12 protein-coding genes are annotated in these 14,480 nt (G+C 48.8%); 8 read left to right on the forward strand and 4 right to left on the reverse strand.

Features of this window, described 5'->3' with window-relative positions; all coding sequences use genetic code 11:
• The first annotated feature begins 1,100 nt into the window (after positions 1-1,100).
• A complete protein-coding gene (locus ACL9RG_RS04750) occupies positions 1,101-1,499 on the forward strand; it encodes a hypothetical protein (protein WP_422791441.1) in 399 nt (132 codons plus the stop codon).
• 1 nt (position 1,500) lies between these two features.
• Entirely contained in the window at positions 1,501-1,752 is a 252-nt protein-coding gene (locus tag ACL9RG_RS04755) for a helix-turn-helix domain-containing protein (RefSeq protein WP_422791442.1), read from the forward strand.
• 89 nt (positions 1,753-1,841) lie between these two features.
• Here ACL9RG_RS04755 and ampC read toward each other — a convergent pair whose 3' ends face one another.
• Positions 1,842-3,008 carry a class C beta-lactamase gene (gene ampC, locus ACL9RG_RS04760; RefSeq protein ID WP_422791443.1) on the reverse strand — a complete coding sequence of 389 codons (1,167 nt, stop codon included), beginning with the start codon at positions 3,006-3,008 and terminating at the stop codon, positions 1,842-1,844.
• A 140-nt stretch (positions 3,009-3,148) separates the two neighbouring features.
• Here ampC and ACL9RG_RS04765 point away from each other — a divergent pair, with 140 nt between their 5' ends.
• The 5 genes from ACL9RG_RS04765 (at position 3,149) to ACL9RG_RS04785 (ending at position 9,502) form a co-directional block, all read left to right on the forward strand.
• On the forward strand, positions 3,149-4,051 hold the full coding sequence (locus tag ACL9RG_RS04765) for a LysR substrate-binding domain-containing protein (protein ID WP_422791444.1): 903 nt from the start codon (positions 3,149-3,151) through the stop codon (positions 4,049-4,051).
• 449 nt (positions 4,052-4,500) lie between these two features.
• A complete protein-coding gene (locus ACL9RG_RS04770; protein ID WP_422791445.1) occupies positions 4,501-5,025 on the forward strand; it encodes a fimbrial protein in 525 nt (174 codons plus the stop codon).
• 134 nt (positions 5,026-5,159) lie between these two features.
• Entirely contained in the window at positions 5,160-5,849 is a 690-nt protein-coding gene (locus ACL9RG_RS04775; RefSeq protein ID WP_422791446.1) for a fimbrial biogenesis chaperone, read from the forward strand.
• Between the two features lie 88 nt (positions 5,850-5,937).
• Positions 5,938-8,502 carry a fimbria/pilus outer membrane usher protein gene (locus ACL9RG_RS04780; protein ID WP_422791447.1) on the forward strand — a complete coding sequence of 855 codons (2,565 nt, stop codon included), beginning with the start codon at positions 5,938-5,940 and terminating at the stop codon, positions 8,500-8,502.
• 16 nt (positions 8,503-8,518) lie between these two features.
• Positions 8,519-9,502 carry a fimbrial protein gene (locus tag ACL9RG_RS04785; protein WP_422791448.1) on the forward strand — a complete coding sequence of 328 codons (984 nt, stop codon included), beginning with the start codon at positions 8,519-8,521 and terminating at the stop codon, positions 9,500-9,502.
• A 56-nt stretch (positions 9,503-9,558) separates the two neighbouring features.
• Here ACL9RG_RS04785 and ACL9RG_RS04790 read toward each other — a convergent pair whose 3' ends face one another.
• The 3 genes from ACL9RG_RS04790 to ACL9RG_RS04800 all read right to left on the reverse strand — a co-directional run bounded on the left by ACL9RG_RS04790 (position 9,559) and on the right by ACL9RG_RS04800 (position 13,108).
• Entirely contained in the window at positions 9,559-10,248 is a 690-nt protein-coding gene (locus tag ACL9RG_RS04790; protein WP_422791449.1) for a cysteine hydrolase family protein, read from the reverse strand.
• Positions 10,249-11,562, reverse strand: a complete 1,314-nt coding sequence (locus tag ACL9RG_RS04795) for a purine-cytosine permease family protein (protein WP_422791450.1) — start codon at positions 11,560-11,562, stop codon at positions 10,249-10,251.
• 112 nt (positions 11,563-11,674) lie between these two features.
• On the reverse strand, positions 11,675-13,108 hold the full coding sequence (locus tag ACL9RG_RS04800; protein ID WP_422791451.1) for an amidase: 1,434 nt from the start codon (positions 13,106-13,108) through the stop codon (positions 11,675-11,677).
• Positions 13,109-13,618: 510 nt separating this feature from the next.
• Between ACL9RG_RS04800 and ACL9RG_RS04805 the strand changes: the two genes are divergently transcribed.
• Positions 13,619-14,470, forward strand: a complete 852-nt coding sequence (locus tag ACL9RG_RS04805) for an MBL fold metallo-hydrolase (protein ID WP_422791452.1) — start codon at positions 13,619-13,621, stop codon at positions 14,468-14,470.
• The last annotated feature ends 10 nt before the right edge of the window (positions 14,471-14,480 follow it).

Raw genomic sequence — 14,480 nt, forward strand, 5'->3', positions numbered from 1 at the left:
ACAAGGTGAATTAACCATTGTAGTCCAGTTCCTACAAGTGCTGTCGAATACTCCTAATATTTCTTTTTAAAACAAGCATTTTTATGCAGAAATGATGGCGTTACAACACGCCATTTTTCTTTTTTAATCCGTGAAAATAAAAATGGGGAGCTGTTATTACCATCGTTGTCGGATGATCACTGTATAGCATCCAGTAATATTTACCTTACCACTGCCTGTGGCCGCAGCCGTTTCAGTAACCTGCGCACTTCGCTGTTCGCATCCGAGGTGCTTGTTACACCAGACAATGTGCCGTTATCCATTGTCTAACTGACGCTATTGTTAGGTACCGGATTGGCACTTGCGGCATCGGCATTTTCTGTAATGATGATATCTGGTAGAGCCCTATCGTTAAATTGCGAAGACACAACAATTTTGCCCACACGAGTATCAACAGTGCCTAATGTCTGGTAAACGTCCGGTGACGTTTCTACTCTCTGGCTCAAAGTCGCGGAGCGTGCCGCAGATTGGGCGGCTGAATGTTTTGCCGATGGTTTGTTCTGGCAGCGTTCATATATTAAGACTCTTATTAGATAAGTTTTATTAAAAGGACGCCAGTCAATGGCTCAACTCTTTTGATGGCGTAGTTGAAAGTTTTGATAAAAACCCTCTAAAACCGGTGCATACAAACATGAGAACGCCACTTATGTTACGCAGAGTTAGATGATTTTTAATAAATACAAAAAATGGAGAAGACGCTAAAACACGGGTTATCCATGTCATCGATTAAACGTGTTCTGTACTTAAGACAGAATCATATGAGTCATCATTGCATGTAGGGCAATACTTGCAGGTCATATAAGCATGTTTTTTATTTTCGCAATGACTACAAGCTGTAGTCCATAACCTACAACTCATGATGATTTCACTGATTATTATTTGCGGCTAAACGCCGTTTAATAGCAATACGCCGGTCGATAGATGTTTTATTTCAATATTTAGTCAGTCTGCGCGACATCTGATGACATGTTCTATCGCGCTGCACTTGGCAACGCTTTCTGTTCCAAACCAGGGAATATTTGCCACGATATTGTGGCAATTTTTTTATCAGGAGAATGGATATGCTTAATATTGCAATAATGGATGGTGATATTTATATAAAATACGGTTTGTCGGTTTACTTTAACTCTACTGGCATTAACGTAATAGAAACATCTACGATTAGTGAATTAACGGCTAACCTGCAAAATAATGTCATTGATGTAGTGGTGATGGAGTTATTTAGTTGTGATGATGATATTTTTGACTGTATTGAGTTTGTTCGCTTGTTTCATAGCCGTTGGCCTTATTGCCAGTTAATTATTTACACCCAGATAATGAATGAAGATTCCATCAAGCTATTAATTGCGGTAACAGGGCAGCAAGATGTCCTGTCCAAAAAAGAGAGTGTGCGAAAACTCGCATCCTGTGTTTTTTCAACGGGGAGAGGGTGTTTCCCAGGTTCTGATTCGGGAGGCTAATATGCCTTTAACGAGCTTTGGAAAGCTGACCTGTCGTGAATGGTGTGTGATAAAAATGCTGGCAAGAGAGATGACTCCGCAGCAGATCGCCGCCAAGTTATTTATTAGTAATAAAACAGTGAGCCAGCATATCAATAACATCGAGGCTAAGCTCGGTGTCGAAAATCGACTGTTTCTGCATAAGAAACTGATTGCTATTAAGCTAGATATCCATCCGTTGTCAGTGACAACCGATACCGTACTTTTTCAATAATAACTGCTGATAAATAATGGCTTTGATTGACGATAATTCAGCAAGAAAATGCCGCAATTGACGCGGCATTTTCTCGTCTTATTTCTTACTTATTTTTCCAGAGCGTGGAGGATTTGATAGGTGGCGGTTACCCGGTCATCGTTGGGGAACCACTTGTTAGCGAGCATCACCACCGCGACTTTTTGTGATGGGATAAATACGGCGTAAGTTGAGAAGCCACCGGTGGACCCCGTTTTGTTATACCAGGCATTCGCGCTGCCCGGTGTCGGTGGAGTGATAGCGGTGGCTGGCATGCCATCCAGAATCATCCCCGCCGCGTTACCCGTTACCAACTGTGCTAGCTCAGGTGGGTAGGCATAGTTTTCCCACATCATATCTTGAGTAAATACGCCCGCGTGGTAATAGCCTGTATGGGTATCGTCGAGCGCTTTTTGCCAAGGAGCAGCGATTTTTTTCACCTGCATATTGGCATCAAGATAACGGATCAAATCCAGCGAGTTAGATTTTAAACCGTACGCTTCGGCATCCAACGGGCCGGGTGTTACTCGCACCGGTTTGTCATCTTTATTATAACCCTGCGCGTAATCATGCATCTGATCGGCAGGGACATTGACGTAAGTCCGGGTCATGCCTAGCGCAGGCAGCAGTTGTTTTTCCATCGCCTCGCTAAAAGGAGCGTTTAAGCTGTGGGCGGTGATCATTCCCAGCATGCCGATACCGAGGTTGGAATAAACCCGGTAGCTACCAATCGGATGTTTTGGCTGCCAGTTTTTGTAATAAGCCATCAACTGTTCAGTATTGGTCACATCGTCAGGTACAAACAGCGGCAGGCCGGAGGTATGCGTCGCCAGATTGAGCAGGCTGACGTGATCAAACTGCGAGCCTTTGAGCGACGGTAAGTATTTGCTAGCCGGATCGGAAAAAGAGAGTTTGCCTTCGTTGTTGGCATAAGCGGCCAGCGTAGCGGTGAAGGTTTTACTTAATGAGCCAATCTCGAACAAGGTGGTGTTGGTCACCGGTGCCTTGGTCTGCTTGGACGCAACACCGTAGTTATAGAAAGTATGTTTGCCGTTTTGCGAGATGGCGACAGTCATACCGGGTACGCCAAATTTCTTCATTAACGGCCCAATAATTTGATCGACCTCGTTTTTATCAAGCGGCGCTTTATTTGCAGTTACATCGGCGGCAAAGCTCACCGATGCGCTTAATAGGGTCAGAGGAAGCAGGCTTAGTGCAAGTAGTGGGTATTTTTTCATTATGAACTCGTCAGGTATTGATTAGGTAAAATATAAAAATCGAACAATGAAAATAAATACATTATTTTCTCGGATGATTTTTAACCATTCATCGTTGTCTGACAAGCGACAAGAATTTTAGGTAGGGTAAAGATAATCTTATGGCTAAGGTGCTGGCGAATAAACTCCCGCTTAATGCATTACGCGCGTTTGAATCCTCGGCTCGTCATTTGAGTTTTACTCGTGCAGGGTTGGAGTTGAGCGTTACACAAGCGGCGGTCAGCCAGCAGGTACGTATGCTGGAGGATCAATTAGGTATCCAGTTGTTTAAGCGTTTACCACGCGGCTTAGATCTTACTGAAGAAGGACTGGCACTGTTTCCGGTATTAACCGAGGCATTCGGGCGTATCAGCGGCGTACTACAGCAATTTGAAGATGGTCATTTTCACGAAGTGCTAACGGTGGCAGCAGTCGGGACGTTCGCCGTAGGGTGGTTGATGCCAAGATTAGCCTTGTTCCGTGAAGCCCATCCGTTTATCGATCTGCGGCTCTCAACCCATAACAATCTGGTCAATCTGGCGGCAGACGGCACAGATATTGCCATTCGCTTTGGCGATGGACAGTGGCCGGCGACTCATAATATAAAATTATTCGACGCGCCAATGACGGTGCTATGCCCGCCAGATATCGCCCGGCAACTGCAAACGCCAGCCGATCTTAAATATCACAAACTGATGCGTACCTTTCGCAAAGATGAATGGGAGCAGTGGCTACAAGCCGCTAAGGTTGAGCCGTGGCGCATTTGTGGTCCGATATTCGACTCATCACGTTTAATGGTGGAAAGTGCCGTGCAATGCGGCGGTGTCGCGTTAGCACCCGCGGTAATGTTTGAACGGGAATTGCAAGCTGGAGTATTGATTCGTCCGTTTAGTGAAGAAGTAGATGCTGGTAGTTACTGGCTGACATATTTGAAATCGCGCCCAAGAACGACAGCGTTGAAAGCGTTTGAAAGTTGGATCGAACAACAGTGTGCAATGGCAATTGCACCGTACATTTATGTTTAGGTGAAAAATAATATTTATTTTAGTGGTGGATATTATTTAAGAAATTTTCATCTTATATAACTGGATGGAAAATAAAGTCTTTTTAAAATTGACTACATTGTTTTTGTAATGGCAAGTCATCTGTAGTCCAGTCCCTACATGCCTGGGGGAGAAGTCCTATTCCGTATTATTCCTTCCAATATTATATTTCAATCAGAACCTAGAGAGGTTCGAGATAATACGGTTTTAGTGATGTGAAAATACATTGAATATAGTCTTTAAATCAATGGCTATTTATTTTATCGCCTCACGGCATGGAAGAAATAAAACCTGATTTATTCAGGATGATTACATCATTTTTATTAATAAGCAGTAAGTAAACGAAAGTATTACCGGCGGTCGGATATTATTAATACGTCATCTGTCGGTCATCTTTCTTACACTCCCATGAAATAAGTGAGACAAATGTGATGAATAAGAAAATTATTGCCCTAGCTATCGTAGCCGGTTCTGCGTTTACTTCCGTTGCTCAGGCTGCCGACGGTACTATCAACTTTACCGGTACTATCACTGATACCGCCTGTACCGTTTCTACGGCGACTAAAAACCAGACCGTCGATCTTGGCACGGTGAGTAAAACGGCTTTTGCTGCTGCAGGCGACACGGCAGCACCGACTAAATTCAGCATCGTGCTGCAAAGCTGCCCAACGACGGTAACCAACGCCTCAGTACGCTTTGATGGTCCAATCGATTCTGTCAACAGCAACTTGTTGGCGCTTACTTCTGCCACTGGCAATGCAGCTCACGTGGCGGTCGGTATCTATGAGCAGGACGCATCGACGCTGATCCCAATCGCAACCAAATCTGCCAGCAAGCCGGTGTCTAGCACTGCTGATACTACTTTGAACTTCATTGCTAAGTATGTCGCTACTGCTGCAGGTGTGACCTCCGGTCCTGCTAACGCCGCAACCAACTTCACTATTAGCTATCCGTAAAATCAACGTTTTATCGATAGCAATATCGCTGTTGTAAACAGTGAGTTTATCCAGACAGGGTGTTTTTCCAAGGCAGCAAGGAAGCTGCGCTTTTGGACTGGAACGCTATCGTTTTGAATCGATAGGAGCACAACGTGCCTTCAAGATTAACTTCATTTTTAGCAGCCTTTGTGCTGATGGCCATCACTTTACCGGCAACGGCTGGCGTGATTATTGGCGGAACGCGTGTGGTATATGACGGCGCGCGCAAGGAAGCCTCTATTTCGGTAAAAAACCCTGAGAAAGCCGCACCGTACCTGATGCAAAACTGGGTGGAAAACTTCAACGCGGCGGATACCAGTAAACCGCCGTTTATTGTGACTCCGCCGTTGTTCCGCCTCGATGCGGGGAAAGAAAATATTCTGCGCATTGTGCGTACTGGCGGCAATCTGCCGACCGATCGGGAATCGATCTACTGGTTGAGCATTAAATCTATCCCATCAGGCAAAAAATCCGACGATAACCAGCTGCTTGTTTCAGTCAAAGCGCGCCTGAAGTTGATTTACCGCCCCGAAGGGCTGAAAGGCAATGCTAACGAAGCCTGGAAATCGCTGAGTTTCTCGCGTCAAGGCGGCAAACTTCAGGTGACGAACCCAACCCCTTTTTACGTGTCATTTCAAACGGTTAAGGTGGGTGGTCAAGACGTTGATATTAAGGACTCTGGAACACTCGCTCCGATGGGATCTTTGAGCTGGACCTTACCTGCAGGCGCTAGCGGCAAGGTGAGTTGGACCGCTATCAACGATTTCGGCGGCATTACTGAAGAAGCCAGCACCCCGCAGTAACTGGCTCTGCATCACTCGTTTATTCCCCTTTTACCTTATCGCTATGACCTGAGCTGCTCTGTAGGCAGCCTTCGGAAGGGAGTATTTTATGTCCTGTGATCATCGATACCGGAAGACGCTTTGCTTCGCCAAAGCAGATACTGAGAACGACAACGTGTCATCGTCACACCGCTTTCCTTTTGTCCTGTCACTGCTGGCATTGGGGGTAGTCGCTACCCTGCAAATGGCTCACGCAGAGGATTATTTTAATCCCCTGGCGCTAGAACTTAATGGCAGTGAAGCGGGTGTCGATACTGAACGTTTTGCGATAAGTGGTGGACAACTGCCGGGTACCTATCTGGTTGATGTTTATTTGAACGGCAATAAAGTGGATACCCGCAAGGTGAACTTCGTTGATAGCGACGGCAAGTTGCTGCCGGAGTTTACCCCGGGGCAATTGGGCGATATGGGGGTTAAGGTTGCGGCATTTACGGGGTTGCAACAGCTACCCGCGGATACGCCGATCAGCAATGTTGCCAAGTATATTCCTGGTGTTGAAAGCCAATTTGATTTTAGCGCTCAGCGCTTGGATCTTAATATTCCCCAGGCGGCGTTAACTAGCGAGGCTCGCGGTTATGTCGACCCGCAACTTTGGGATCAGGGCGTACCCGCGCTGATGATGAATTATAGTTTTAGCGGCGCAAACACTTGGCAGAGCCAACGTGGCGAAAGCGACAGTTCTCGTTATCTCAACCTACGTAGTGGCGCTAATTTAGGTGCCTGGCGTTTACGCAATTACTCAACCTGGAACGAAAGTAACGGCAAACGTAATTGGCAGAATGTTAACAGCTATCTGCAACGCGATATTCAAGCCCTTAAGGGACAATTTACGCTGGGCGATAGTGCGACACCGGGAGAGGTATTCGATAGTTTGCAATATCGAGGCGTGCAATTAGCCTCAGATGACAATATGTACCCGGATAGCCTGAGAGGCTTTGCGCCGGTGGTACGTGGCATTGCGCGTAGCAATGCGCAGGTTACCGTGCGTCAGAACGGTTACATCATCTATCAGACTTATGTCCCGCCCGGCCCTTTTGCTATTACCGATTTATATCCCACCTCGGCCAGCGGCGACCTTGAGGTAACAGTGACCGAAGCTAATGGCTCAGAGCGGCGTTTTATTCAGCCTTTCTCCGCTGTACCGGTGATGTTACGTGAAGGCCGACTGAAATACTCGGCCACTGCGGGTAAGTACCGTACTGTTACGCCAAATGCCAACACGCCTACCTTTGGCCAGACAACGCTTATCTATGGCTTGCCTTACGATTACACCCTCTATGGCGGCGGCTTGTTATCCGATAATTATAATTCACAGGCTGTCGGCGTCGGCCACGGGTTCGGCGATTTTGGTTCTCTGTCGATGGATATTACTCACGCCCGCACCCATTTGCAGGATGGCAGTAATCACAGCGGGCAATCGTTCCGTTTCCAATACGGTAAAGATGTAGAAACCACCAATACCACTTTTACACTTGCAGGCTATCGTTACTCGACCAGTGGTTTTTACGATTTCCAGGAAGCGAATGAACTCGATGCCACAGAAGGGGGCATTTGGCGACGTAATCATAACAAGCGCAGCCGTATGCAGCTCAATATCAACCAGTCGCTGAAAGATTACGGCAGTGTTTATCTCACGGCGTATCAGCAAGACTATTGGGGCTATGAAGGCTACGAACGTAATTTCAGCGCAGGCTATAACTTTACTCACAACGATATCTCTTACGCCCTTAGCTACACCCTAAACAAGCTGCCGGGCGACAATCTTAACGATCAGCAATTTGCCTTCTCGGTACAGATACCGTTGGATAAATGGCTGCCACACAGTTGGGCCAGCTATGGCATCAATACCAGCCGCAAAGGCAGCACGCGTCAGGAAGTGGCACTTAGCGGTACGGCGCTTGAAGGTCATAATCTCAATTACAACATTCAGCAGGGTTATGAGAATCGCGGCCAAGGTGCGAGCGGCACGGTCAGCGCCGACTATCGCGGGACTTATGGTGAAGTGCGTGGCGGTTATAACTACACCCAAGACACCCGTCAGATTAATTACGGCGTTGAAGGCGGTATTGTGGCTCACCCTTATGGCGTCACGCTCTCGCAATCTTTAGGTGAAAGTCTGGCGTTGGTACGAGCTCCCGGCGCAAACAATGTAAACGTGATGAACCAGACCGGTGTCTCAACCGACTGGCGCGGTTACGCGGTGGTGCCTTACATCAGCAGTTATCGTCAAAACCGCATTGCGTTAGATACCGAAACCCTTCCTGCTCAGGTCGATATTGATGACACCGTGATTAACGTTGTGCCAACCAAAGGCGCGTTGGTACTGGCCGATTTCAAAACGCAAACCGGCAGTCGTGTGCTGATCAACCTGACCTATCAGGGCAAAGTGGTGCCGTTTGGCGCGATGGCCACGTTGGTACAGGCGAAGGGTGAAAAGGAAAATACCGGCATCGTTGGCCCCGATGGACAGTTGTACATCAGCGGTATGCCGGACAGCGGCAAGTTACAAGTGCAGTGGGGTAACGATTCGGCTCAGCAATGTTTCGTGGCCTTTACTCTGCCGAAAGCCAGCGCTACTTCACCAGTGCGTGAACTGAGTGGCCTTTGCCAGTGAGGAATAAATGATGAACATGATGAAAGCAACCAAGCAAAAACTGTTACTGCTCGGCGGACTACTGTGCGCGGGTGCTGGGTTTTCTAACACAGCGTTGGCTGCCTGTTCATTTAATGCAGGTGCCAGTGAGCAGCGTTCTACTTTTAGTTTCGGCAGCATTACCGTCCAGCGCGACACCCCGGCGGGTACCGTACTGGCGGAACGTGTTTTCGCACGAGGAACGGATGCTCAAAAGGTAAACTGTACTAACGGTACCTGGCGCTACGATTTGAATGAATTTAGGTTCGCTACCTTAAGTGCTTACGGTAATGATGTGTATGATACTAACATTCCTGGAGTGGGTATTCGTATGTACAGCACGAGCGCAGGGGGAGATGTTAGAAGACCGCTACCCTATTGGGGGAACCTCACGGTGCCACCTGCCGCGTCACTTTGGATTGGTAGCGCAAAAACCGTACAGCTAGTCAAAACTTCATCGAACACGATTGGATCAGGGGCAATCACACCTGGCACGCTTTCGCGTGGTTTTATGAATACCTCACCACGTTTATATTTTTATACCATGACCTTAAGTAACGCGACCATTGTCGCTGCGGCTTGCACCGTGACCAATACATCGATTTCGGTGCCGCTCGGCCAAAAGATGACTACTGACTTTACCGGCGTGGGCAGCACAACCAAAAACGAAGCCTTTACTATTCCGCTTAACTGTAATGCCAATACGAGAGTTAAGGTAACACTGGATGCCACCGCTGACCCGTCTGGAATCAAAGGCGTGATCGCGCTTTCACCGTCAGGGACAGAAAAGGTGGCAACCGGCGTTGGGGTTCAAGTGTTGTATAACAACAACCCAGTGACCTTTGGCAGTATGATTACCGTGGGCACTGCTGGTAGCGGGGTTTACAACATCCCACTGGTCGGGCGTTATTACCAGACCGCGAGTAAAGTGACCAGCGGCCGGGCTAACGCCACGGCTACTTTTACGATGACGTATAACTAGCCGCAGTGGGTTATGCCAAACAGGTGGGGTGTTATCTTATTCAGCGTTGTATGAGATTACGCCCGCGCTAATCCCGCCAGTAACGTCGCTGAATCGGACACCGCGCCAAAGACGCCGCCTTGCATTTTGATCATGCTCAGCGCGGCGTCGTGATGCTTTTTATCCGTAGCAGCGCAGCAATCTGCCAGCACCAGACATTCAAAGCCGCGATCGTTGGCTTCGCGCAACGTGGTGTGTACGCAAACGTCGGTGGTGATACCGGTGATAATTAGATTATCGATGCTGCGCGAGTGCAATATCAGCTCTAGATCGGTGGCGTAGAACGAGCCTTTGCCGGGTTTGTCGATAATTACTTCGTTATCCAGCGGGGCCAGTTCGGGGATGATTTCCCAGCCCGGTTCGCCGCGCACCAGAATGCGTCCACAGGGGCCGCTTGAGCCAATTTCGGCACCAATCTGTTTGGAGCGCCAGAGCTTATTGGCAGGCAAGTCGACCAGATTATGCCGATGGCCTTCGCGGGTGTGAATAATGGTGTAACCCTGCTCGCGCATCGCAGCCAATACGCGAGAAATAGGCTCGATAGGGGCACGAGTTAGCGCAATATCGTAGCCCATGCTATCGACATAACCGCCTTTGCCACAAAAATCTGTCTGCATATCAATGATCAGCAGCGCAGTATTGGCAGGGGATAATGAGTTATCAAACGGCCAGTGATAAGGCTGTGCGTTAATGCTTAATGTGGTCATTTATTTACCCTCTAATACGGCAACGGCTTGCTTGGTACTCAACTGGGCGATGGCGTAGTAAGCGATCGCCCCGGCAAACAGTCCAATAATCGCTTCGCCAGCATCTGGGAACCAGATATGGGCGACGGTTGCACAACAGGTGCCAATAGCCCAAGCGATAAACGCGCTGGCGCGGATGCTGCTTTCCTGGCGCGTGCTGCTGTATTTACCCAGCAGGATCAGATCCACAATCATCACTGCACCGAATGGCGGTACCGCCACGCCCAGCAGGCTCAGCCAGGTCAAGAAGTAATGCCAGACGCCAATCAACGCTAAAATACCGCCAATTACCCCGAGAATAATGGTCCACAGGCGCATTTTGCTACCAAAAAGATGGCTGAAACCAATTGCACCGTTGTACAGGCAGTGGGTACAAACCGAACCCAGATTAATAAAGACAAAAACAAAGGCCAGGATTTCCAGCAACTCACCGTGGCCCATTAATAACGACAGGAAGTTACCGCCATTGTTGGCCGGATCAATAGCGGCACCCGCTGCGACAATTACCACACCGAACAGATAAGAAATCACGTTAGCCAGCGGGAAGGCTGAAAACGCCGCGACAACAGCAGATTTACCGTCTTTTGACCAGCGGGTGAAATCGGCAGTCATGGTGCCGGAATCGGCGAAGCCGGCGATAACCATAGTGACAGCGGTACCCATTGTCATGCCGCCTGCTACCGCGGTGCCATGCCAATGACCAATCTGGCTCAAATCATGGCTGTCTGAAATAAACCACAGCGCGACGAAACCCAGCACCACGTACATTGGGGCGGCAATCATGCCCAGTACCGAGAGTGCACGTACACCAAGGAAGGTGATAAAGATATATAACACCATCGCAAAGGCGCTGACGCCAAGTTCACTCCAACCAAAAGTCTGGTGGATAACGGTACCGGTTAAACCGGTCTGGAAGGCATACCAGCCAATAACGACCGTAGAAAGAAAACCAGATACCCAAATATAGCCTTTGTTGCCGAAGGTTTTTTTGGCTTGCAACGCAAAGTTCAAACCCGTTGAACCGGCGAAATAGCTGAGTGAGCCGACATAGCCAAACAGCACCAAATTACCCAGCAGGATAGCGTAGATAGCCGGCCAGAAACCGAGGTTCCAGGTAATGATGCCGCCAAATAATGCGTTAGTGAGGATCATCGGAAAACCGAACCAGACGGCGGCCACCGAACGGGTGGAATGGCGATGCGATAGCGGAACCGGGCCGTGTTCGAACTCTTGCTCTAGCCGATTACTCGATGTGCTTTTGTTATCTGTTTTCATGATGTCGTTCCTGGTGTTAAAGGCAAAAAATCAAAAAAATGTCAGTCATATCGCGTTGCAGATGACTGGCTGCACTCGCTCTTTATTCGCTATTGGCTATATTCGCTACTGGCTATAAAAGGACGCCGGGTTTACGGTTGATCCAAGGTTGTGCCTGTTCAAATGCCGCGCTGGCGGCCAGTACGGTGGCATCGTCCAAGTGCCGTCCCACCAGTTGTAAACCGACGGGGAGTCCAGATTGGGTAAAGCCAGCAGGAATGGATGCCGCCGGTTGACCGGTAAAATTGAAAGGGAAACAGAAATTGAGCCACTCGTTGCTGGCTACCATGCGGCCATCAATGATTTCCGGGCCTTGCATGTACAGCGGGAACGGCGGTGTCGCCAGCGTTGGGGTCAGCAGCAAATCGTAGTTTTGCATGAAGCGCGCCATGCAATTGGCCATCGCTTTGCGAGCGGTAATGGCATTAGTAAAGTCTTCTGCGGTCCACTGGCGTTTGAGCATCTCGACCAGATGCGGTGACATTTTGTGGCCAAACTCAGGCAAAAACTGACGCATGCCGACTAAATCGGTATCCATCGCGACCAATGCCATAAAGGTCTGGCGCGTATCGCCAAAGCCCGGATTAGCCAATTCAACGTGACAGCCTAAATCACGTTCGAAAACACTGGCCGCTTGTTTCACGATGTCGCGGACTTCCGGGTCAACGGCGGCAAATCCTAAATCTGGGCTGTAGGCAATGCGCAGCCCTTTGATATCGCGTTTTAGCGCCTCTAACCAATTCACATCGCCCGCAGGAATCGAATGGCGATCGCGGGCATCGGGGCCAGCAATCACTGACATCAACAGCGCTGCGTCGGTCACGCTGCGGGTCATCGGCCCGATGTGTTCCAGCGATTCCCAACTGGAGACGCCGGGATAGCGTTCGTCGCGGCAGCCAGGATAGAGCGGCACCCGACCCATTGAGGCTTTCAGGCCATACACACCGCAATGTGCGGCCGGAATACGTACCGAGCCACCGCCATCGCTGCCCAAGGCTAATGGGCACATGCGGGCGGCCAGCGCCACGCCAGAGCCGGCGCTGGAGCCGCCGGGTGTCATGGTCAGATCCCAAGGGTTACGCGGTGAGGTGAACAGTGGATTGTGGCCAACGCCGCTGTAGCCAAATTCGGGCGCGGTGGTTTTTCCCAGAATAATTGCGCCGGCTTGTTTGACGCGTTCGACGACGATGTCATCTTCATCCGGGATAAAGTTTTCGTAGATAAATGAGCCTGATGTGGTTTTTACACCGGCAGTGGCGATTAAATCTTTGACTGCGATCGGGACACCGGCCAGTGGCCCAACGCTTTCGCCGTTGGCTATTTTCTTATCCACGGCATTGGCTTGTTGCCGCGCCAATTCGACCGTTGGCGTACAAAAAGCATGTAAGCTCGGCTCAAGCTGCTGCATCCGTTCGATTGACGCTGACGTCACTTCCAGCGCCGACAGCTCCCGCTGCTGAATCAAGCGCGCCAAAATATGTGCATCAATATCGAGAATGTCTTTCATGGTCGTTCAATCCTCAAATTACCGAGTACTGGATATCAGCAGGGCATATAAAGCGGTCAATGCATAAAGCAGGCCAATTTCGATAACAACGCGATGAGTGTGAGGTGAACGGTTAGCCTGAAGGCCGATGAATACTGACTTGGATACAAGATGGATAAGCTTAAAATACCTCGCGGGTGGGTAATAATTTGCAGAGGTGATGGGGTATCGGATATCTCGAGAAAAGGGATGTTGCACACTTAGCAGGCAACCATGCACTATTTTGTGAAGGGAGGAAAAAGGGGCGTATTTATTACAGGTTGCTCATCTAATTGATTGATATTAAATAGATTTAATTTCGGTGTTATCGTTGTTCCGCTGGAAATCCTCTGATAGCAAAATTTGTATTAATAATATACAAAATCAGCACGTTTACGTTCTCATCATGCCCTTATCTTATTTTATGCTAAGGCGGTAAAGCGTAGACTTAGTCACCCAACGGCGAAACAATGTCATTTGAAAGGAATCTTTATGAACCCCAGCATTGAAACGTTTTTCGACGAAAAATCCTGTACCTATAGCTATATTGTCAGCGATCCCGCCAGCCAGTCTTGTGCGATTATTGACTCAGTACTCGATTACGACCATCAATCAGGAAACACCTCCACCGGCAGTGCCGATAAGCTTATCGCTTATATTGCCCAGCATAATCTTAAGCTTGAGTGGCTGCTGGAAACTCATGTTCATGCCGATCATATTTCGGCTTCGCATTACATCAAATCAGTATGCGGCGGTGAGATAGCCATCGGTGAACATATCAAACAGGTGCAGGAAGTGTTTGGTCCGCTGTTTAATCAAACGGTGGGGCCACATCATTTTGACCGTCTGCTTGCCGATGGTGAGACTTTTAACATTGGCAATTTATCAGTGGAGGTCATTCACACGCCTGGCCATACGCCAGCCTGTATGACTTATGTTATTGGCAATGTGGCTTTTGTCGGCGACACCCTGTTTATGCCTGATTATGGTACCGCGCGTTGTGATTTCCCTGGCGGGGATGCCAGTATGCTGTATCGGTCGATTCAAAAATTGTTTGCTTTACCCGATCATACGCAGCTATTTATGTGTCATGACTACAAGGCGCCGGGCCGAGATGAGTTCTGTAATGAAACCACGGTTTATGCCCAGCGGACAGGCAACATTCAAATACATCAGGGGATAAGCGAAGATGAGTTTGTTGCAATGCGCCTTGCTCGCGATGCGACGCTCAAGGTACCGGCGCTAATTATCCCATCAGTTCAACTGAATATCCGGGCGGGCGAGTTGCCAGAACCTGCAAGTAATGGCATCCGCTATTTGTCGATCCCCCTGAATACCTTATAAATAAAACGGA

The organism is Rouxiella sp. Mn2063 (assembly GCF_049319665.1).
In the GTDB taxonomy this organism is placed as follows: Bacteria; Pseudomonadota; Gammaproteobacteria; order Enterobacterales; family Enterobacteriaceae; genus JBMOUD01.